This window comes from Pseudokineococcus lusitanus (genome assembly GCF_003751265.1).
Taxonomy (GTDB): Bacteria; Actinomycetota; Actinomycetes; order Actinomycetales; family Quadrisphaeraceae; genus Pseudokineococcus; species Pseudokineococcus lusitanus.
The window spans coordinates 284,436-305,131 of the sequence record NZ_RJKN01000005.1 but is presented as its reverse complement, the minus strand read 5'-3'; the positions used below and the strand labels follow the sequence as shown (position 1 = coordinate 305,131).

General features: G+C 76.7%; 17 protein-coding genes and 1 tRNA gene. 2 read left to right on the top strand and 16 right to left on the bottom strand.

Annotation, left to right across the window (positions count from 1 at the left end):
- Nucleotides 1-39: 39 nt before the first annotated feature.
- The 15 genes from EDC03_RS18430 to EDC03_RS11345 all read right to left on the bottom strand — a co-directional run bounded on the left by EDC03_RS18430 (nucleotide 40) and on the right by EDC03_RS11345 (nucleotide 17,448).
- Nucleotides 40-3,285: a PKD domain-containing protein gene (locus EDC03_RS18430; protein ID WP_123380348.1), complete on the bottom strand. Its 3,246-nt coding sequence runs from the start codon at nucleotides 3,283-3,285 to the stop codon at nucleotides 40-42.
- Between the two features lie 183 nt (nucleotides 3,286-3,468).
- Nucleotides 3,469-4,155 (bottom strand): hypothetical protein, encoded by a 687-nt coding sequence (locus EDC03_RS11410; protein WP_123380347.1) that lies wholly within the window; start codon nucleotides 4,153-4,155, stop codon nucleotides 3,469-3,471.
- On the bottom strand, nucleotides 4,152-4,916 hold the full coding sequence (locus EDC03_RS11405) for a CDP-alcohol phosphatidyltransferase family protein (protein WP_123380346.1): 765 nt from the start codon (nucleotides 4,914-4,916) through the stop codon (nucleotides 4,152-4,154). Before EDC03_RS11405 ends, EDC03_RS11410 begins: the two co-directional genes overlap by 4 nt.
- On the bottom strand, nucleotides 4,913-6,157 hold the full coding sequence (locus EDC03_RS11400; protein WP_123380418.1) for a glycosyltransferase: 1,245 nt from the start codon (nucleotides 6,155-6,157) through the stop codon (nucleotides 4,913-4,915). Before EDC03_RS11400 ends, EDC03_RS11405 begins: the two co-directional genes overlap by 4 nt.
- A gap of 263 nt (nucleotides 6,158-6,420) precedes the next feature.
- Entirely contained in the window at nucleotides 6,421-7,728 is a 1,308-nt protein-coding gene (locus EDC03_RS11395) for a sulfate adenylyltransferase subunit 1 (RefSeq protein WP_123380345.1), read from the bottom strand.
- The gene (cysD, locus tag EDC03_RS11390; protein WP_123380344.1) at nucleotides 7,728-8,648 is read right to left on the bottom strand and encodes a sulfate adenylyltransferase subunit CysD; all 921 of its coding nucleotides are present in this window, start codon (nucleotides 8,646-8,648) and stop codon (nucleotides 7,728-7,730) included. The genes EDC03_RS11395 and cysD overlap by 1 nt, the downstream gene beginning before the upstream one ends.
- Nucleotides 8,645-9,481, bottom strand: a complete 837-nt coding sequence (locus EDC03_RS11385) for a 3'(2'),5'-bisphosphate nucleotidase CysQ (protein ID WP_123380343.1) — start codon at nucleotides 9,479-9,481, stop codon at nucleotides 8,645-8,647. Before EDC03_RS11385 ends, cysD begins: the two co-directional genes overlap by 4 nt.
- 191 nt (nucleotides 9,482-9,672) lie before the next feature.
- Nucleotides 9,673-11,328 (bottom strand): sugar transferase, encoded by a 1,656-nt coding sequence (locus EDC03_RS11380; RefSeq protein WP_123380342.1) that lies wholly within the window; start codon nucleotides 11,326-11,328, stop codon nucleotides 9,673-9,675.
- A gap of 231 nt (nucleotides 11,329-11,559) precedes the next feature.
- Nucleotides 11,560-12,198 carry an aminoacyl-tRNA hydrolase gene (pth, locus tag EDC03_RS11375; RefSeq protein ID WP_123380417.1) on the bottom strand — a complete coding sequence of 213 codons (639 nt, stop codon included), beginning with the start codon at nucleotides 12,196-12,198 and terminating at the stop codon, nucleotides 11,560-11,562.
- Between the two features lie 32 nt (nucleotides 12,199-12,230).
- On the bottom strand, nucleotides 12,231-12,899 hold the full coding sequence (locus EDC03_RS11370) for a 50S ribosomal protein L25/general stress protein Ctc (protein WP_123380341.1): 669 nt from the start codon (nucleotides 12,897-12,899) through the stop codon (nucleotides 12,231-12,233).
- A gap of 300 nt (nucleotides 12,900-13,199) precedes the next feature.
- The gene (locus tag EDC03_RS11365; RefSeq protein ID WP_123380340.1) at nucleotides 13,200-14,120 is read right to left on the bottom strand and encodes a sulfite exporter TauE/SafE family protein; all 921 of its coding nucleotides are present in this window, start codon (nucleotides 14,118-14,120) and stop codon (nucleotides 13,200-13,202) included.
- A gap of 137 nt (nucleotides 14,121-14,257) precedes the next feature.
- Nucleotides 14,258-14,722, bottom strand: a complete 465-nt coding sequence (locus EDC03_RS11360) for an RrF2 family transcriptional regulator (protein ID WP_123380339.1) — start codon at nucleotides 14,720-14,722, stop codon at nucleotides 14,258-14,260.
- Nucleotides 14,723-14,738: 16 nt separating this feature from the next.
- Nucleotides 14,739-15,716 (bottom strand): ribose-phosphate diphosphokinase, encoded by a 978-nt coding sequence (locus tag EDC03_RS11355; protein WP_123380338.1) that lies wholly within the window; start codon nucleotides 15,714-15,716, stop codon nucleotides 14,739-14,741.
- The gene (glmU, locus tag EDC03_RS11350) at nucleotides 15,713-17,203 is read right to left on the bottom strand and encodes a bifunctional UDP-N-acetylglucosamine diphosphorylase/glucosamine-1-phosphate N-acetyltransferase GlmU (protein ID WP_422393823.1); all 1,491 of its coding nucleotides are present in this window, start codon (nucleotides 17,201-17,203) and stop codon (nucleotides 15,713-15,715) included. The genes EDC03_RS11355 and glmU overlap by 4 nt, the downstream gene beginning before the upstream one ends.
- A 170-nt stretch (nucleotides 17,204-17,373) precedes the next feature.
- A tRNA-Gln gene (locus tag EDC03_RS11345) sits at nucleotides 17,374-17,448 on the bottom strand.
- Nucleotides 17,449-17,599: 151 nt separating this feature from the next.
- Here EDC03_RS11345 and EDC03_RS11340 point away from each other — a divergent pair.
- The gene (locus tag EDC03_RS11340; protein WP_123380336.1) at nucleotides 17,600-18,568 is read left to right on the top strand and encodes an acyl-ACP desaturase; all 969 of its coding nucleotides are present in this window, start codon (nucleotides 17,600-17,602) and stop codon (nucleotides 18,566-18,568) included.
- 116 nt (nucleotides 18,569-18,684) lie between these two features.
- The gene (locus EDC03_RS11335) at nucleotides 18,685-19,350 is read left to right on the top strand and encodes a TetR family transcriptional regulator (RefSeq protein ID WP_123380416.1); all 666 of its coding nucleotides are present in this window, start codon (nucleotides 18,685-18,687) and stop codon (nucleotides 19,348-19,350) included.
- On the opposite strand, the gene EDC03_RS11330 is transcribed toward EDC03_RS11335, so the two are convergent.
- Nucleotides 19,320-20,633 carry an acetyl-CoA C-acetyltransferase gene (locus EDC03_RS11330; protein ID WP_123380335.1) on the bottom strand — a complete coding sequence of 438 codons (1,314 nt, stop codon included), beginning with the start codon at nucleotides 20,631-20,633 and terminating at the stop codon, nucleotides 19,320-19,322. The two genes, EDC03_RS11335 and EDC03_RS11330, sit on opposite strands and share 31 nt — an antisense overlap.
- Between the last annotated feature and the right edge of the window lie 63 nt (nucleotides 20,634-20,696).

Here is a 20,696-nt window from a genome sequence, read left to right as displayed (position 1 = left end):
GGACGGACTAGTCCGTCACGCCCGGCGACCGTCCCGGCGTCACGGGCGGACGGCCCGGACGTCGTCGTAGCGGAGCGCGGTGGCGGCGGTCGAGGAGCCGGAGGTGTACACGGACAGGCCCACCGCGCCCTCGCCCTGCACGTCGGCGGACGCGTCGGTCGCCTGCAGCGTCCACGCGGAGGGCTCGGCGCCGGCGGCGTCCCAGACCTTGGCGCGCAGCTGGGCGGGGGCCGTGCCGGTGACCTGCAGGCGCACCGCCACCGACCGGCCCGGCGCCGAGCCGACGCCGGGGACGACGACCTGGGTGCCGAGCGAGCGCTCCGTCGTGCCGGACCGCTGCTGGAGCAGCGCGGTCGTCGACCCGTCCGCCTGCAGGCGGAGCCGCACCCGGTAGTCCGCCGCGTCGGTGTGGCGCACGACGGGCGCGACGTACGCGCCCCCGCCGGTGGCGGCGGTGTCGAGCGCGACCGTCTGCACGAGGTCGACGTCGGCGGCCGAGACGCCGGGCAGGCGCAGCACCGCCGTCCGGGAGGGGTCGACGAGGACCCGGGCGGCGCCGCCGGACACCGAGGACCGGGTGGTCGAGCCGGACACGGTCCAGGCCCCGCCGGTCGGGGCGGTCCCGAGGCCGCTCGTCACCTGGCGCGAGAAGTCGTCCGCGGCCAGCGGCCCCGTCGCCGGCGGCGGCGTGACCGGGGCGGTGACGGTGACGTCGGTGCTCGTCGTCCCCGTGAGCCCCGTCGCGTCGGTGACGGTGAGGGTGACCCGGTACGTGCCGGCGGCCGCGTAGGTGTGCGTCGCGGTGCGGCCGGTGACGGTGCGGCCGTCCCCGGTGGCCCACGACCACGAGCGCACCTCGCCGTCGGGGTCGGAGGACGCCGAGCCGTCGAGCGCGACCGTGAGGCCGTCCGCGGTGACCCGCGCGCTCGCCACCGGCGCCACCGGGGCGGGCGGTGGGGCGGGCGTTCCCGTGCCGAGGGCGTGGTGGCGGGCGACCGTCGCGGCGTCGAGCACCTCGGCGTAGACGGCGACGTCGTCGACGTCCCCCGCCAGCGCCGTGCTGCTGGGCGTCCGCGGCCAGCCGGACAGGGTGTCCCCGCCGACGCGCCAGTAGCCGGCGACGCGGTCCCCGGAGGTGGTGTCGGCGCGGGAGGCGACCCGGGCGCCGTCGACGTAGAGGGTCATGCCCTCGTCGCCGAGCGTGCCGACGACGTGGTGCCACCGGCCGTCGGCGAGGCCGGGCCCGCTCTCCACCGTGCGGATCGCGCCCGGGTAGGCGCCGAAGACGACGCGGCCGTCGTCGGAGAGGTAGAGGTGCCGGTCGTAGCCGCCGGGGCTGCCGCCCGTCCGGCTCGTGCCGAAGCCGACGAGCTTGCCGCCGCGCGTCGACGTCGTCCGCACCCACGCCTCGACGCTGAGCTGCAGCGGGCCGCGCCGCTGGACGGTCGAGGCGCCGGGCACCGCCCCGGAGCCGGGCAGGCGGGTCGCGGTGCCCGTGCCCGGCGCCCCCGCGACGCCGCGGGTGGCGCCCGCGAGGGCGAGGTCGTCGACGCCCGCCTCGTCGCGGGCGACGGTGCCGGAGGGCTCGCCCATCGGCCAGTAGGCGACGACGTCGCGCTCGAGCACCGCGTCGCCGTAGGCGGTCCGCGCGGCGGCGGTGCCGGCGGGCACCTGCGCGACGACCGTGGGGCTGACCATCTCGTTGCCGTCCGCGTCCCGGACGCGGACGCGGTAGCTCTGCGAGCTGCCGGCGGGCGCGGTGCGGTCCGTGAGGGCCAGCACGGGCCGGTCCCACGAGGCCGACGATCGCTCGAGCCGCCCGACGACCACCGCGGAGGAGTACGCGGCGCCGCGGAGCAGCTCGTAGGTCAGCGTCGCGTCGTCGCGGTCCCAGGCGGCCTGCCAGCGCAGGCGCACGGCGCCGGGGCCCGCGGCGTCCGCGGTCGGCGTGAGCGGGGCGTAGCCGTTGGGGCCCTGGGCCCGCGGGGCGCGGTCGCGCGTCGTGAAGCGGACGAGCCCCGCCTGGCGGGTGCCGTTGACGGTGGGGAACTCGCCGCCCATGACGACGTAGCCGCTGCCCGTGTCGACCGTCCACGCCGCCTGGCGCTGGCCGGTGACCGAGCCGACGTCCATCGCGGGCAGCCAGTGGAGCGCCGAGGGGGCCGGGCGGCCGGAGTACGTCCCGTACGTGTTGAGCCGGGTGGCGGTCCGCGTCGTCGCGAGCGCCCGCAGGTGGGTGCGCGGCGTCTGCTCCGGCATCGAGCCGACCATCTCGCAGTCGTGCGGGTGGCCCGCGGTGTAGACGACGTCGCCCTCGACCGCGACGTCGTAGGTGTCGCCGCGGCAGCCGGCCACCCAGTCGAGCGCCCCGCCGTCCGCGCGCGCGGCGAAGGAGCCCTCGAAGTCGTAGGGCCCGTAGTAGTCGTAGCCGGTGCCGAAGACCTGGTCGCCGTCGGTCGTCAGCGACCAGATGGCCGCGTCGGCACCGCTGTTCTTCAGCAGTCCGTTGACGGCCCAGGGGCGGGGGGCGCCGCTGAGGGCGTCGAGGGCGCCGGAGCCCGGCGCCGCCTGCCCGCCGAGCGTCGTGAAGCGCCCGGCGGCCACGAGGGTGCCCGTCGTGGCCGGCGCGACGAGGTCCATGACCTCCGCGTCGGCGGAGGGCCGCCAGCCGCCGAGCCCGCCCGTGGAGGCCGCGACGGCCGCCAGGCGGGTGCGCGACTGGCCGTTCACGGTCGTGAAGATGCCGCCGAGGTAGAGGGTGCTGCCCTTGACCGCGAGCGCCCGGACCCGGGCGTTGGCGTCCGCGCGGAAGCCCGTGACGAGGGCGCCCGTGGCCGGGTCGAGGGCCGCGACGCGCGAGCGCGCGACGCCGTTGACGCGGGTGAAGTCGCCCGCCACGAAGATCCGCGAGCCGTCCGCGGAGGCCTCGAGCGCGAGGCCCTGCGCGTCGAGCGAGGCCGTGAAGCCGGGCAGGAGCGCCCCGGTGCGCACGTCGAAGGCGAGGATGTTGCTGCGGGGCGTCTGCTGGGTCCCCGGGGCGGCGCCGGCCGGGCGGGCGTTCTTGAAGGAGCCGGTGGCGTAGGCGCGGTCGCCGACGACGAGGACGTCCCAGACGACCCCGTCGACCTGCACCGTCGGCAGCGCGTCGGCCGTGACCGGCTGCGGCAGCTCGGCGGTCGTCGCCGAGGAGGCGGCCCCGGAGGTCGCCGACGCCGTGGCGGCGCCCGGGGCGGCGACGACGGGGGCCGTGCCCCCGGCGACGAGCGCGACGGCGGCGACGGCCACCGCGGCCGCCCGCCGTCGGGACCTGGCGGTCCTGCCGTCGCGCGTGGTCGTGGTGCGTCCGCGTGCGTCCACCGTTCCCCCGGTCCCTCGGCGCGCGCCGGCCCGAGCCGACGTCGAAGCACCACGGTAACGGTCAGTGACGACCGGTCCGCCCGCTTTCCCCAGGTCGTCCTCCGGCGGGGGTCAGGGCTCGACGCGCACCACGGTGCTCGAGGTGCCGGACGACACGTCGACGACGAGCGTCGAGAGGTCGCCGTCACCGAGGCCGAAGACGTAGGTCCCCTCGGCCGTGGCCCCGGGGGCGAGCGTCCCGCCCAGCAGCGACGCCTGCTCGACCGTGAGCGGCGGGGCGGGGGCACCGTCCACCGCCGCGGTGACCGCGAGCCCCGTGAGGTCGGCCTCGGCGTCGGACCCGTTGCGCGCGGTGAGGCGCACGAGGGCGGCCGGCCCGCCCACGTCGCCGGGCGCCGTGGCGGTCACCTCCTCCTGCCGCACGTCGAGGACGCGGACGACGACCCCGTCGGACAGGGCCGCGTCCTCCCCCGCCGGGACGGGCGGGAGCGTCTCCACGGCGGCGGTGGGGCGCGGGTCCGCGAGGGGCGGCCCGTCGGACGAGCCGCCCGTGCCGTCGTCCGTCGCGGGGTCCTCCGGCACGGGGGTCGACCCGTCGGTCGGGGGCGCCGCCGTCGGGTCGGCGGGCGTGGTCGTCGAGGACGCCGAGGGCCCTGCCGTGGGGACCGCGCCCGTCGGCGCGGCGGACGACGGGGGCGCCGGGGCGGCGTCGTCCCCGCTCGAGCACGCCGCCAGGGGCAGGGCGAGCAGGGCGGCGAGGGCGGCCGCCGCCGCGCGGCGTCCCACGAGGGCGGTCACGCGCGGCGGCCGAGCGCGTCCATCTCGCGGAACCACTTCACGAGGGCGAGGGCGAGGTAGCCGGCGCTGCCCGCGAGGAGCAGGCCGTAGCCGGCCGTGAAGAGGACGTCGCTGCCGAGCAGGACGAAGACCACGCAGAGCAGCCCGTAGTCGGTCGGCGTGGCGAGGAGGCTGCGCAGCGGCGAGGAGCCCTGGTCGAGGCGGGCCCGCTCGACGCCGTGCGCCCTGCGCAGCTGCTCGTTGAGGATCTGCGCGAAGAAGGAGACGGCGGCCACGACCGTGAAGGCCATCGGCAGGAGCGCCCAGCCGAGCGGCAGCCCGCCGTCCTCCGCCGCGCGCCAGGTGCTGACGAGCACGGCGAGGTGCAGCGAGCTGATCTTGGCGCAGTCGACCATGTGGTCGAGCCACTCCCCCGCCGGCGAGCCCCCGCCGCGCAGGCGGGCGAGCTGCCCGTCGGCGGCGTCGAGCGCGTACCCGAGGACGAGCAGCACGGCGACGAGGACGCCCACGGCCCACGAGCGGGGCGCGAGGGCCAGGACGGCGATGCCCGTGAAGGAGGCGAGCCCGCTGAGCGCCGTCACCTGGTTCGGCGTGCGGCCCAGCAGGTACGCCGCCGCGGCGAACCGGCGCCCCAGCGGGCGGTTGACGTAGCGGGACCAGGCGGGCGCGCCGCGGCCGCTCTTCTGGGCGACGGCGAGGCGGCGGACGACGTCGCCGTAGGACTCGCGGCCGGGGGCCGTCGTGCGGCCCGGGGCGCTCACGACCGGCCCCGGGGGTGGCGGAGGGCGGAGGCGCGGGGGGCGTCGACGGCGGCGTCGCCGGCGGTCCGGGGGGCGGGCACGCCGCGGACCTCGGCGACCGCGTGCTCGGCCGGGTCGCCGGTCACCTCGACGAGACGGCGGCCGCTGGGGCGGCGCCGCAGCGCGCCCCGGGCCGCGGTCTCCTGCGCGAGGCGCTCGTAGGCGTCGGCGACGTCGTCCCAGTCGTAGTCGAGCGCGCGGTCCCGCGTGTCGCGGCCCCGCGCCCGGGTGCCCTCGGGGTCCGCCTCGGCGGCCTCGACGAGGGCGGCGACGTCGGCCGGCGTCCGGAAGAAGCGGCCGTGGCCGCGCAGCACCTCGCGGTTGAAGGACACGTCGTAGGCGGACGTCGCGGCGGCGGCGCCCATGGCGCGCAGCAGGGACGGGTTCGTGCCGCCGACCGAGTGGCCGTGGAGGTACGTCAACGACCCGGCGTACAGCTGGTCGAGGAGGTCCTGGTCCCACACGCCGCCGAGGAAGCGCACGCGCGCGTCGGCGGCCGCGTGCACCGACCGCGTGTACTCGTCGGCGTAGGGCGCGGAGCCCACGACGACGAGCGGCCGGCGGGCGCCGCTGCGGACGTAGCCCTCGACGACCTCGCGGACGTGGTTCTCGGGCTCGAAGCGCGCGACGACGAGGTGGTAGCCGCCGGGCTCGAGCCCGGTGCCGTCGAGGCCGCCGGTGCGCGCGCCGACGAGCGGTGCGCCGTAGGAGATGAGCGTCGTGGGCGCCCCGAAGGAGGCGCGGTAGTAGTCGCGGATGCCCTCGGCGTCGGCGACGAGCGCGTCCGACCAGCGCACCGCGAGCTGCTCCGCGGCGCGGTAGTAGCGGCGACCGGCCCCTGCCCACTTGGCGCGCTGCCACTCCAGGCCGTCGACGTGGGTGACGACGGGGACGCCGCGGGCGCGCAGCACCGGCAGGAGCGGCGCGTTGGCGGCGTTGAAGACGAAGGCGACGTCGGGGACGTCCTGGAGGAGGTGGCCGACGGACAGGCCGGTGTGGCTCAGCGTCTCCAGCGAGCGACGGCGCAGCGCCGGCAGGTGGACGAGGCGCATGCCCAGGTGCTCGTCGGGCCGGTCGTCGGCCTCGGCGCCGCGGCAGTAGACGACGACGTCGTGGCCCTTCTCCACCAGGCGGCGGCCGACCTCCTCGACGCAGGTCTCGAAGCCGCCGTAGCGGGCGGGGACCCCGCGGGTCCCCATCATCGACAGGCGCACAGCCGTCCTCCTCCGTGGGTGCGTGACCACCCGTCCGTGCAGGACGCGCTGGCGCGGCCCACCTCTCGCGCTGCCCCGGCCCTCGAGGTGACCAGCAGGCTAACGACGGGTGACGGCGCCCGCAGCGGTTGCTCACGGACCGTCACCTGATCGCGACCACGCGCGCACCGGTGGTCACCCGTCCTGTCGGCAGGCGACGCCCGGGAGTTGAGCCCTCGGCACGGGTTCCGCCCGCCCGCGCCGGCCCGGGGTCAGGCGGAGGTGATCATCCCGGCGCCCACCGTCCGGTTGGTCGCCTCGTCGACGAGGACGAAGCCGCCGGTCGTGCGGTTGCGGCGGTACTCGTCGGCCAGCAGGGGCGTCGTCGTCCGCAGCCGGACCCGGCCGATGTCGTTGAGGCCCAGGCGGTCGGCGGACTCGTCGCGGTGGAGCGTGTCCGTGTCCAGGCGGTACTGCACCTCCTTGACGACGGCGCGCGCGCTCCGCGTCGTGTGCTTGACGGCGTACTTGCGACCCGGTGCGAGAGGGGCGCTCTCGTCCATCCAGCAGACCATCGCGTCGACGTCCTGCGTCGGCGTCGGGGCGTTGTGCGGTCGGCAGACCATGTCGCCGCGGCTCACGTCGAGCTCGTCCTCGAGCCGCACGACGACCGACATCGGCGGGAAGGCCTCCGCCACGGGCCCGTCCGCGGTGTCGATGCCGGCGATCCGCGTGGTGAGGCCGGACGGCAGCACCATCACCTCGTCGCCGGGCCTGAGGACGCCGCCCGCCACCTGGCCGGCGTACCCGCGGTAGTCGCGGTGCCGCCCGGACTGGGGGCGGATGACGTACTGCACCGGGAAGCGGGTGTCGACGAGGTTCCGGTCCCCCGCCACGTGGACGTTCTCGAGGTGGTGCAGGAGGCTCGGGCCCTCGTACCAGGGGGTCCGCGCGGACCGGCTCACGACGTTGTCGCCCTCGAGCGCCGAGACGGGGACCACCTGGACGTCGTGGACCTCCAGGCGCGCGGCGAAGTCGGTGAACTCGTCGCGGATGCGGCGGAACACCTCCTCGTCGAAGTCGACGAGGTCCATCTTGTTGACGACGAGCACGAGGTGCGGGACCTGGAGCAGCGTCGCGAGGAAGGCGTGCCGCCGCGACTGCTCGACGAGGCCCTTGCGCGCGTCGACGAGGACGAGCGCGAGGTCGGCCGTCGAGGCCCCGGTGACCATGTTCCGCGTGTACTGCACGTGCCCCGGCGTGTCGGCGATGATGAACTTCCGCCGCGGCGTCGCGAAGTAGCGGTAGGCCACGTCGATGGTGATGCCCTGCTCCCGCTCGGCCCGCAGGCCGTCGGTGAGCAGCGCGAGGTTCGTGTACTCGTCCCCGCGGTCGCGGCTCGCGCGCTCGACCGAGGCCAGCTGGTCCTCGAAGACGGTCTTGCTGTCGAGGAGCAGGCGCCCGATGAGGGTGCTCTTCCCGTCGTCGACGGAGCCGGCCGTCGCGAACCTCAGCAGGTCCGCGCCGCGGTGGACGAGGGCTGCCTCGTCGTCGGTGCCCGTGGTGCCCGTGGTGCTCATCAGAAGTACCCCTCGCGCTTGCGGTCCTCCATGGCGGCCTCGCTGAACCGGTCGTCGCCCCGGGTCGCGCCGCGCTCGGTGACCCGGGTGGTCGCCACCTCCGCGACGATCTCCGCGGCGGTGGCCGCGTCGGAGCGGACCGCGGCGGTGAGGCTGGCGTCGCCGACCGTGCGGTAGCGCACGCGGGCGGTGAAGACCTCCTCGCCTTCGCGGGGGCGGCAGACGTCGTGGACGGCGAAGAGCATGCCGCCGCGCTCGAAGACCTCGCGCTCGTGGGCGTAGTAGATGCTCGGCAGCTCGAGGCCCTCGGCGGCGATGTAGCTCCAGATGTCCAGCTCGGTCCAGTTGGACAGCGGGAAGACCCGGATGCTCTCGCCGGGGTGGATCCGGCCGTTGTAGAGCGACCAGAGCTCCGGCCGCTGGTTCTTCGGGTCCCACTGGCCGAAGTCGTCGCGGAAGCTGAAGACCCGCTCCTTGGCCCGGGCCTTGTCCTCGTCGCGCCGGGCGCCGCCGAAGATCGCCGTGTAGCCGCCCTTCTCGAGCGCCTCGAGGAGCACCGGCGTCTGGATGCGGTTGCGGGTGCCGTCCGGCGGCTCGCTGACGAGCCCGCGGTCCAGCGCGTCCTGGACGCTCGCGACGACGAGCTGGACGCCCAGCTCGGCGGCGCGGCGGTCGCGGGTCTCGAGCACCTCGGCGAAGTTGTGGCCGGTGTCGACGTGGAGCACGGGGAAGGGCACCGGCGCCGGCGCGAAGGCCTTCTCGGCCAGCCGCAGCATGACGAGGGAGTCCTTGCCGCCGGAGAACAGCAGGACGGGCCGCTCGAGCTCGGCGACGACCTCGCGGATGACGAAGATCGCCTCCGACTCCAGGGCCGCGAGCTGGCTGAGCTGGTAGCGCCCGGCCGTCGTCGTGGACGTCATCGCGGTGCCTCCGCGGGGTGCTCGGGGGCGGCGGCCGCAGCGGCCCCCGCCCGGGGGGCGAGGCGGGCCAGCGCCGCGAGCACGACGTCGGCCACCTCCGGGCGTGCCACCACGAGGTCGGGCAGCAGCGGGTCGGGTCGGTTGTAGCGCAGCGGGGAGCCGTCGACGCGGCTCGTCCGCAGCCCGGCGGCCCGGGCGACGGCGACCGGGGCCGCCGAGTCCCACTCGTACTGGCCGCCGGCGTGGACGTACGCGTCGACCTCGTCGCGCAGGACGGCGGTCGCCTTGACGCCGGCGGACCCCATGGGCACGAGCTCGGCGCCCAGCTCGTCGGCGAGCCGCGTGACGAAGGCGGGCGGGCGGGAGCGGCTGACGGCGAGCCGGAGGACCGGCGGGTCGCCCGAGGGCCGGGCGGGCGCGGGGTCGCTCGTGTGGACGAGCCCCCGGGCGGGCAGCGCGACGGCCCCGGCGACGAGGTCGCCGTCCTCCCACAGGGCCACGTGCACGGCCCAGTCGGTGCGCCCCGCCGGCGCGTCCGCGGACGGCGCCGCCTCGCCGTACTCCCGCGTGCCGTCGAGCGGGTCGACGACCCAGACGCGGCGGGCGGTCAGCCGGGCCGGGTCGTCGGCCGCCTCCTCGGACAGGACGGCGTCGTCGGGGCGCTCGGCGGCGAGCCGGGCCGCGATGACCTCCTGCGACCGGCGGTCGCCCGCGGCCCGCAGCGCGGCCGGCTCGGCGCCGGCGGCGAGCATCTCCGCGCGCAGGGCCAGCAGCGCGGCGCCGGCCTCCTCGGCGACGGCGCGGGCCAGGGCGGCGTCGGGACTGCCGGGCATGGGGCTCCTCGGGCGCACGGCCGGACGACCCGGCGGACGGCTGCTGCTGCCCGGACCCTACTCACCCGACCGGGACGGTCGGGAGTCGAGCGGGCGACCGGGGGCGCGCTCGCGCCCGGGGGCACCCTGCCAGTACCGCGCGCCGCCGCGGCGCGCCCGTCCACGGCCGCGCCGGCGCGGCACCGCCCGGGTCAGTAGGCGCCCGAGCGCCCCAGCACGGCCCGGCCGGTCTTCCAGAGGATCTGGAGGTCCATGGCGATCGACCAGTTGTCGACGTAGCGCAGGTCCAGCCGCATCGACTCCTCCCACGACAGGTCCGCGCGGCCGCTGACCTGCCACAGGCCCGTGATGCCGGGGCGCACGCGCAGGCGCAGGTGCACGGAGTCGTGGTAGCCGTCGTACTCGCGCGGCAGCGGGGGCCGCGGCCCGACGAGCGACATGTCGCCGCGGACGACGTTCCACAGCTGGGGCAGCTCGTCGAGGGAGAGCCGGCGCAGGACCTTGCCCACCGGGGTCACCCGGGGGTCGGAGCGCATCTTGAACATGAGGCCGTCGCGGTCGCTGAGCGCCACGAGGTCGTCGACCATCGAGTCGGCGCCCACGACCATGGTGCGCAGCTTGTACATCGTGAAGGTGCTGCCGTCGACGCCGACGCGCTCCTGGGCGTAGAAGGCGGGACCACGGGTCGTCACCCGCACGGCCAGGGCGGCCCCGAGCAGGACCGGCGAGGCGGCGAGCAGCAGCGCGCTGCCGAGGACCCGGTCCAGCACGGTCTTGCCGAGCATGCGGCCGGAGCGCGCCGAGGGGCGCTCGACGTGGAGGAGCGACAGGCCGGCGGCCGGCCGCAGCTGCAGCGCGGGGCCCGTCACCTCGACGAGGCCCGGGGCGACGACGAGGTCGGCCCCCGTGCTCTCGAGGGCCCACGACAGGCGCCGGAGCGCCCCGCCGGACAGGTGGGACCCGACCACGACGACGACGTCGACGTCGTGGTCGACGACCGCCTGCGGCACGGTGGCCACGGCGCCGACGGCGGCCGGGCCGGAGCCGTCGGCCCCGCCCTCCCAGGAGGCGGGGTCCGGCGTGCAGACGCCGACGACGGACATGGCGTGGCCCTGGCTGCGCCGCAGGTCGCCGAGCATCTCCGTGACGCTCGAGGCGTCGCCGACGACGAGGGTGCGCAGCGCGGGCACGTCGCCCCGGGCCCGCGAGGTCCGCAGGTGGTGGCGCAGGCGGTAGCGGTGCCAGCAGGTGAGCAGCGCGACGAGCGGGACCGCCACGAGGACGAGCCGGCGCGGGAGCAGGAGCTGGAGGCTGAAGGCGACGACGCCGAGCCCCGCCACGACCGCCACGGCGGCGCGCAGGACGCTGGAGAACTCCTCGACCCCGTCGCCGAGGCGCCTCCACTCGTAGCCGCGCAGCGCGCCGAGCGCCCCGACCCAGACGGCCGCGGCGAGCAGCCCCGCGAGGGCCACGGCGTGCGCCTCCACGTCGGTGCCGACGGCACGCAGGGACACGACGGTGGCCGCGACGACGACGCCGGCGACGAGGCCGTCGCCGAGCAGCGCGCGGCGCACGAGGGGGGTGGTCCAGGCGGACCGCCGGCGGGCCGCCGCGCGGGCGACCTCGTCGGGGCAGGAGCCGTCGCGCTCGAAGGGCGTGCGGTCGGTCCAGGGTCGGCGGTCGACGGCGGCGTGGCCGCGGCGCTCCGCGGCGACCTCGTCGTCGCCGGCGACGCGGGCGCCGGGGACGCGCAGCGCGCCCGGGGCGGCCTCGGGGACCACGTCGGCAGAGGTGCTGCCCGGCAGGCCGATCCCCGCGAGGGCCCCGTCCTCGGTCGCTGCGCTCATCCGTCCCTCTCCCACGTCCCTCACCGGCCCGCCGACCGTACGCGGCGGTGACGGGCGGTGGGCAGGGTTCCGGGAGACCACCACCCGCTCGGGCCAGCGCCGGACCGTCCCGGTGACGCGGGCCCCGGGGCGGGAGCGGGACCTTCCGCCCGAGCCGGACATAGGTCCCGCGACGTCGGTCGCGGGTCACCGTGCGTGACACCGGCCCCGCGGTGCGGGGCCGGTGCCGCGTCAGCGCGGGGCGTGCACCTGCTGCTGCGCCGCCTCGAGCCCGTGGAGGACGAGGAGCTCGACGGCGTCGGCCGCCTCCTCGAGCAGCACCGGCAGGTCCCGGCGCTCGGCCGTGCCGAAGGGCCGCAGCACGTAGTCGGCCGGGTCCTGGCGGCCGGGCGGGCGGTCGATGCCGACGCGGACCCGGACGTAGTCGCGCGTGCCGAGCGCCTTGGAGATGTCGCGCAGGCCGTTGTGGCCGCCCTCGCCACCGCCCCGCTTGAGGCGGACGACGTCGCCGGGGAGGTCCAGCTCGTCGTGGACGACGGCCACGCGCCCCGGCGGCACCGAGTGGAAGCGCGCCAGGGCGGCGACGGGACCGCCGGACAGGTTCATGTAGGACGACGGCTTGCCGAGGACGACGGCGGGGCCGGGCCGGCCGCCCGGGAGCACGCCGAGCCGGACCTGCGCCACGGCGGCCTTCGCCCCGCCGGCGCCGCGCGCCGAGCGGAAGGTGGCGCCGCCGCGCGCCGCGAGGACGTCGAGGACCATCTGGCCGACGTTGTGCCGGGTCGCGGCGTACTCGGGACCGGGGTTGCCGAGCCCGACGACGAGCCAGGGCCCCTCCGCCGCGGCGGAGGGGCCCTGGCTGTCGGGCACGGGCCCCGGTGCGCTCGCGCGCACCGCGGGCCTCAGGACTCGTCGGCGGCGGGGGCCGCCGGGGCGTCCTCCGCGGCGGCCTCGGCGTCGGCGTCGGACTCGTCGCGCTCGATGCCGAGCTCGCTCTCGGCCTCGGCGAGGTCGGCCTCGAGGTCCTCGGCCGTGCGGGCCGCGGCCACGTTGACGACGAGCGTCTCGGGGTCGGTGACGAGGGTCGCGCCCCGGGGCAGGGACACCTGGCCGGCGAGGACCTGGGTGCCGGGCTCGGCGCCCTCGACGGACACGGTGACGCCCTCGGGGATGCGCAGGGCGTCGACCTCGAGGGTGAGCGTCTGGTACTCGACGGTGACGACGGTCTCCGGCGCGGGCTCGCCGTCGACGTGGACGGCGATCTCCACCTCGACCTTCTCGCCGCGGCGCACGAGGACGAGGTCCACGTGCTCGATCTCGCGGCGGCGGGGCTCGCGCTGCACGTCCTTGACGAGGGCGAGGACCTCGGTGCCCTCGACGTCCAGCGTGAGGACGGCGTTCTCGCGCTTGACGGCGAGCATCGTCTGGTGGCCGGGGAGGGTGACGTGGCGCGGGTCCTCGCCGTGGCCGTAGACGACGGCGGGGATCTTGCTGGCCCGGCGGATGCGGCGGGCGGCGCCCTTGCCGAACTCGGTGCGCGTCTCGGCGCTGAGGTGGATCTCGTCGGCCATGGGGGTGCTCCTGTGTCGCTCGGGGTGGCTCTGCTGCGGTGGTCGGCCCTCGGCCGGGCCTGCGACGACCCGCGCGGACGGCCCGCGGGCGCCGGGGCGCCGCGACCACCGCGTCGAGTGCGGGGGCGTCCGGCACGGCCGGCACGCCTCCCTCGCCGAGGCAACCGCAGGAGCATAGCCGCCCCGCGGCCACGGCCCCACCGGGCCGACCACGCGGCCGGCGCCCGCCCGGTGGCGCGCCGACGGGCCGGTCCCCCGGGGGACCGGCCCGTCGGTCGTGCGCCCCGGGCGGGGCGGGTGTCAGCGCGCGGCGGGCTCGAGCTCGCGCTCGTCCTCCGGCGCGGCCTTCCAGCCGTCGACGCCGGCGGCCTTCTCGCGGCGGTGGCGCCGCACCGTGTAGACGATCGCGGCCACCCACAGGAGGGCGAGCAGCGGGTAGACGACCGGGCCGGCCGTCGCCTCGACGTCGAAGGTGCGCAGGAGCGTCCGCGAGTTGGTGAGGATGATGAGGCCGCCCACCGCGGCGCCGAGCACGCGGGCGGGCATGTACCGGACGATGAAGGCGGCCACCGGGGCGGCGATGACGCCGCCCACGAGCAGGGCCGAGACGATCATCGGGTCGAGCGCCTCGGAGCCGAGGCCGAGCAGGAAGCCGACGCTGGCCGAGACGGCCACGACGAACTCCGAGGTGTCGACGGTGCCGACGACCTTGCGCGGCTCGACCTTGCCGGTGGTGAGGAGGGCGGGCGTGGCCACGGGGCCCCAGCCGCCACCGCCGCTGGCGTCGAGGAAGCCGCCGAAGAGGCCGACGGGCAGCAGGAAGCGCGAGCGGACCTTGCCCGGGCGCCGCTGCAGCGAGCCGGTGGAGAAGCGGATCGCCACGTAGACGCCGAGCGCCAGCAGCACGCCCGCCATGTAGGGGGCCGCGGACTCCGTCGACAGCCGCGACAGGACGGTGGCCCCGAGGAAGGCGCCCACGCCGCCGGGGATCGCCAGCCGGCCGACGATCTTCCAGTCGACGTTGCCGAACTTCCAGTGCGAGGCGCCCGACGCGAGCGTCGTCCCGATCTCGGCGAGGTGCACCGACGCCGAGGCGAGGGCCGGCGAGGTGCCGGTCGCGATGAGCAGCGTCGTCGAGGTGACGCCGTAGGCCATGCCGAGGCTGCCGTCGACCAGCTGCGCCGCGAGGCCCACGAGGGCCAGGACGATCCATCCGCGCACGTCGTCACTCCACTTTGTCGACCAGAACACTCGGGAACGAGACGTACCTCACTCCCCCGACGGGGTGGTGCACAAGGGGAAGGGCCCGCCGTCCCGGCATGCGGGACGACGGGCCCTCGGGGTCCCGGTGCGGCAGGTCAGATGTCGAGGCCGATCTCGTACGGCGGACGCCGCTCCGGCAGGCGGTCGAGGACGACCTCGGGCAGCTCGTCGCGCACGACCATGGCGACGGTCGTCGCCTCGAGGATCGCCCGCTCGCCCGCCCGCAGCGCCACCCAGACGTCCTGCAGGGCCGTCGAGGCTCCGCGGTAGTCGAGCTGCTCGGGGCGCAGGTTGCGCACGAGCGCGAGCGGACCGTCGATGGCGCGGATGACGTCCGCGACGGTGAGCGTCTCGGCGTCGACGGCGAGCGCGTGCCCGCCGTCGGGGCCGCGCCGGCTCGTCACGAGCCCGGCGCGCCGCAGGTCCCGCAGGATCGCCTCGAGGAAGCGCTGCGGGATGCCCTCCGCCTCGGAGATGCGGTCGCTCGTGGCCCCGCCGGGGCGGGACGCGAGCTGGCACACCGCCCTCAGGGCGTAGTCGGTCTTGGCGGTCAGCCGCACTGCTGCTCCGCCCCGCTCAGCTGTTGCCGTCGAAGAGGCTCGTGACCGAGCCCTCGTCGAAGACCGCGCGGATGGCGCGGGCCAGCAGCGGCGCGATGGACAGCTCGGTGAGCTGGGGGAAGCGGCGCTCGTCGGGGATCGGCAGCGTGTTCGTCGTCACGAGCTCGGCGACCGGGCTGTCGCGCAGCCGCTCCGCCGCGGGCCCCGAGAGGACGGCGTGCGTCGCCGCCACGAGGACCTGCGCGGCGCCGTTCTCGACGAGGGCCTCGGCGGCCTGCACGATCGTCCCGCCGGTGTCGATCATGTCGTCGACGAGCACGCAGGTGCGGCCCTCGACCTCGCCGACGAGCTCGTGCACCTTGACCTGGTTCGGCACCGTGGGGTCGCGCCGCTTGTGGATGATGGCCAGCGGGGCGCCGAGGCGGTCCGACCACTGGTCGGCCAGGCGCACGCGGCCGGCGTCGGGCGAGACGACGGTGAGCTGCTCGCGGTCGACCCGCGAGGCGATGTGGTCGGCCAGCAGCGGCATGGCCCAGAGGTGGTCGACGGGCCCGTCGAAGAAGCCCTGGATCTGGGCCGTGTGCAGGTCGACGCTCATGAGGCGGTTGGCGCCCGCCGTCTTGAACATGTCCGAGACGAGGCGCGAGGAGATCGGCTCGCGGCCGCGGTGCTTCTTGTCCTGCCGGGCGTACGGGAAGAACGGCGCCACGACGGTCGTGCGCTTGGCCGAGGCGCGCTTGAGGGCGTCGACCATGAGCAGCTGCTCCATGAGCCACTGGTTGATCGGCGCCGTGTGGCTCTGGAGGACGAAGGCGTCCGCCCCGCGCACCGACTCCCCGAAGCGCACGTAGATCTCGCCGTTGGCGAAGTCGTACGCCGACGTCGGGACGAGCTCGACGCCCAGGTGCTCGGCCACCTCCTCCGCCAGCGCCGGGTGCGCCCGTCCGCTGACGAGGACCAGACGCTTCTCGCCGGTCGCCCTGATGCCCGTCATGAGTGCGCTCCTGGTGTGCCGTGGGTGTCGTCCCGGCCCGCGGGGGGCCGGGTGGTCTCGGTGCCGTCGGTGCTGCCGGCCGCCCCGTCGTCGTCCGGGGCGTCCCCGGCGGTCCTGGCGCGGGCGGCGGCGAGCGCGGAGGGGCTCCCGGCCCGGCGGCGCTCGACCCAGCCCTCGACGACGCGCTGGCGGGCGCGCGCGACGCCGATGGCGCCCGGGGGCACGTCCGCGTCGATGACGGAGCCCGCCGCGGTGTAGGCGCCGTCGCCCACCGCGACCGGCGCGACGAGCATGGTGTCGCTGCCGATGCGGACGTGGTCGCCGATGCGGGTCCGGTGCTTGCGGACCCCGTCGTAGTTGACGGTGACCGTGGCCGCGCCGACGTTGGTGCCGACGCCGATCTCGGCGTCGCCGACGTAGGACAGGTGCGGCACCTTCGAGCCGGCGCCGATGACGGCGTCCTTCGTCTCGACGTAGGCGCCGATCTTGCCGTCGGCGCCGAGGCGGGTGCCGGGCCGCAGGTAGCTGAAGGGGCCGACGCTGGCGCCCTCCCCCACCTCCGCGCCCGTGCCGTGCGTCCGGACGACGGTGGCGCCGGCGCGGACGACGCAGCGGTCGAGCGTGGTCGACGGCCCGACGACGGCCCCGGTCTCCACGCGCGTCCCGCCGCGCAGCTGCACCTCGGGCTCGAGGCGGACGTCCGGCGCGAGCTCGACGTCGACGTCGACCCAGGTGCTCGCGGGGTCCACGACGGTGACGCCCGCCCGCATCCACCCCTCGAGCAGGCGGCGGTTGAGCTCGGCGCCCGCGCGGGCCAGCTGCACCCGGTCGTTGACGCCCTCGGTCTGGGCGACGTCGTCGACCGGCAGCCCGGCGACGGCACGGCCGTCCGCGCGGGCGATGCCGACGACGTCGGTGAGGTAGACCTCGCCCTGGGCGTTGTCGCGGCCGACGCGGCCGAGGGCGTCGACGAGGACGGCGGCGTCGAAGGCGTAGACGCCGCTGTTGACCTCGCGGACCGCGCGCTCGTCGTCCGTCGCGTCCTTGTGCTCGACGACGCGCTCCACGCCCCCGTCGGCGCCGCGCAGCACCCGGCCGTAGCCGGTGGCGTCGGGCAGGACGGCGGTGAGCAGCGTCACGGCGCTGCCGGTCCGCACGTGCTCGTCGACGAGGCCCTCGAGGGTCGCGGCGCCCAGCAGCGGCGTGTCCCCGCACGTGACGACGACGACGCCGGACGGCTCGCCCGCGACGGCCCGGAGGGCGTCGAGCGCGCAGACGACGGCGCGGCCCGTGCCGGGGACGTCGTCCTGGTCGGCGACGACGACGTCCGGGTCCGCCGCCCGGGCCGCCTCGACGACCTGCTCGCGCGCGTGCCGCACGACGACGACGACGCGCTCCGGGTGCGCGCCGCGGGCCGTGGCGAGCGCGTGCCCCAGCAGGGTGCGGCCGGCGAGCGGGTGCAGGACCTTGGGGGTGGCCGATCGCATCCGGGTGCCCTCGCCCGCGGCGAGGACGACGACGGCGCTGGGCCGGGTGCTGCTCACGCGAGCGGGCTCCTTGCGCGGGGGTCGGGGACTCACCGGCCCTCGGGGCCGTGGTCGCGGCGTCGGACCGCGGCGACCCTACCGCCCGCGGACGGCGCGGTCCGCTGCCCGGGTGGCTCCCCCGCGAGGACTCGAACCTCGATCTCACGCTTCCAAAGAGCGGCGTCCTGCCGTTGGACCACGGGGGACCGCCCGCGCCGCCGACGCTACCGGGCTGGTCCCGGGCCCCCACGGGACGGCCGGGGCGGGCCGCACGGCCAGGCCCTTGCCAGGGAGCTCCCAGGCGTCGCGGTCGCTCGGACGGGCGAGGCTACGGATGCGTAGGTTACGGTTCCGTAGGTGACCACCACCACGCACAGCCCGGACGCCGAGGCGGAGCTCCAGTCCCGCCTCCTGCGCGACCTCGAGCCGGTCGTCGCCGAGAACCTCGAGCGCCACCTCAAGGTGACGACGGCCTGGAACCCCCACGACTACGTGCCGTGGAGCGAGGGGCAGAACTTCGCCTACCTCGGCGGGACGGACTGGGAGCCCGGCGACTCGCGCCTCGACCCGGTCGCGCGGACGTCGATGGTCGTCAACCTCCTCACCGAGGACAACCTCCCCAGCTACCACCGCGAGATCGCGACGAGCTTCGGCCGCGACGGCGCGTGGGGGCAGTGGGTCGGCCTCTGGACCGCCGAGGAGGGCCGCCACGGCATCGCCCTGCGCGACTACCTCGTGGTCACCCGCGGCTCCGACCCCGTCGAGCTCGAGAAGCTCCGCATGGAGCACATGACGGCCGGCTACGACAACGGCGACAAGGGCATGCTCCAGACCATCGCCTACGTGTCGTTCCAGGAGCTCGCCACCCGCGTGAGCCACCGGAACACCGGCCGTGCCACCGGCTGCCCCGTCGCCGAGCAGCTGCTCGCCCGCGTGGCCAAGGACGAGAACCTCCACATGGTCTTCTACCGGAACCTCATGGCCGCGGCCTTCGAGCGCGCGCCCGACGAGACGATGGAGGCCATCCGCGACGAGGTCATGACCTTCGCGATGCCGGGCGCCGGCATGACCGGCTTCGCCCGGTCGTCGATGATGATCGCCAAGGCCGGCATCTACGACCTCAAGCTCCACCACGACGACGTCCTCATGCCGGTCCTGCGCTTCTGGAAGGTGTTCGAGCGCACCGACCTCGGCCCGCGCGGCGAGAAGGCGCGGCTCGAGCTGGCGGAGTTCATGGGGAAGCTGGACGAGACGGCCACCCGCTTCGTCACCCGGCGCGAGGAGGCGGCCGCGCGCCGCGCCGCCCGCACGGGCGAGCAGGCCTGAGCGCCGGGACGCGGGCCGCGGCCGTCCCCCGGGGCGCCGCGGCCCGCCCGGCCCGCCGCCCCGCGCGCGAGGATGGGGCCGTGACCGTCGGCGCCCCGCTCCCCCGCCGCGCCCGCATGACGGGCGCGGAGCGGCGGGAGCAGCTGCTCGACGTCGGCCGCACGCTCTTCGCCGAGCGCGGCGTCGACGGCGCCAGCGTCGAGGAGGTGGCGGCCCGCGCCGGCGTCTCCAAGCCCGTCGTCTACGAGCACTTCGGCGGCAAGGAGGGCCTGTACCGCACGGTCGTCGAGCGGGAGACGGCGGTCCTCCTGGGCACGATGACCGACGCCCTCGACGTCTCGGGCCTCCACCCGCGGGCGGTGCTCGAGCGGGCGGCGCTGAGCCTGCTCGACTACGTCGAGGAGAACGCCGAGGGCTTCCGGATCCTCGTGCGGGACGCCCCCGTCGCGTCGACGGGCGGCACCTTCGCCACCCTCATCTCCGACATCGCCCGCCAGGTCGAGCACCTCATGGTGCGCGAGATGGCCAAGCAGGGGCTGCCGGCCGACGCCGCGCCCATGTACGCGCAGATGCTCGTCGGCATGGTGGCGCTGACCGGCCAGTGGTGGCTCGACACGCGCGAGCCGCCGAAGGCCGTCGTGGCCGCGCACCTCGTCAACCTCTCGTGGAACGGCCTGTCCCACCTCGAGGCGACGCCGCGCGAGGTCACGGGCGAGGTCCCGCTCGTCCGGCCCGCCGGCGGCGTGCGGCCTCAGCGCTCGAGGAGCGCCACGACCCCCTGACCGCCCGCGGCGCAGACCGACACGAGCGCACGCCCGCCGCCGCGCACGGCGAGGGCCTTGGCCGCCGAGGCCAGGACCCGGGCGCCGGTCGCGGCGAAGGGGTGCCCGGCGGCCAGCGAGCCGCCGTGGGGGTTGAGGCGCGCCCGGTCGACCTCGCCGAAGGGCTCGGCGCGGCCGAGCCGCACGCGGCAGTACGCCGGGTCCGCGAGGGCCGCCAGCGTCGTCAGCACCTGGCCCGCGAAGGCCTCGTGCACCTCGAGGACGTCGAGGTCGTCGAGCCCGAGGCCGTGGCGGTCGAGGAGGCGGGCCACCGCGCCGACGGGGGCCATGAGCAGCCCCTCGGCGCCCGAGACGTGGTCGACCGCCGTCGTCTCGGTGTCGACGAGGTGCGCCAGCGGCTCCAGGCCCCGGTCCGCGGCCCACGCGTCGGAGGCGAGCAGGACGACGGCCGCGCCGTCCGTGAGCGGCGTGGCGTTGCCGGCCGTCGTCGTCGCCGTCTCCCCGCGCCCGAAGACCGGGCGCAGGCGGGCCAGCTGCTCGGCCGTGAGCCCGGGCCGCAGGACGTCGTCGCGCTCGAGGCCGCGGTGCGGCACGACGAGGTCGTCGAGGAAGCCGCTCGCGTACGCCGCCTCGAGCCGGTGGTGGCTCGCGAGCGCCAGCTCGTCCTGCGCCTCGCGGGTGATGCCCCACTCCAGCGTGGTCCGGGCCTGGTGCTCGCCCATCGACAGCCCGGTGCGGGCCTCGGTGGTGCGCGGCGCCACGGGGAGCAGGTCGCGGGGCCGCACGCCCGCGAAGGCCTGCAGCCGCGCCGCCGCCGACCGCGCCCCGCGCGCCCGCAGGAGCGCCCGGCGCAGCGGCTCGGAGACGACGACGGGCGCGTCCGACACCGTGTCGCTGCCGCCGGCGACGCCCACCTCGTAGCGCCCCAGGGCGATCCCGTCCGCCACCGTGACCGCGGCCTGCAGACCGGTCCCGCAGGCCTGGCCGACGTCCCACGCCGGGGTGGTCGGGTCGAGCACCGAGCCGAGCACGGCCTCGCGCGTCAGCACGAGGTCGCGGCTGTGGCGGACGACGGCGCCCGCGACGACGGCGTCGAGGCGCTCGCCGACGAGCCCGGCCCGGCGTGCGAGGCCGTCGAGGGAGGCGGTGAGCATCTCCTCGGCGGACGCGGCGGCGTAGGCGCGGCCCGCCTTCGAGAAGGGGATCCGGGTGCCGGCGACGACGGCGACGGGGCGCGGCGCGGCGACGCGGCCGAAGGCCGCCGGGCGCGAAGGGGCTGCCATGGCGTCACTGTGCCACGACCGCGGCCGCGGTGTTACTCACGGGTAACTTCCCAGCCCGGACAG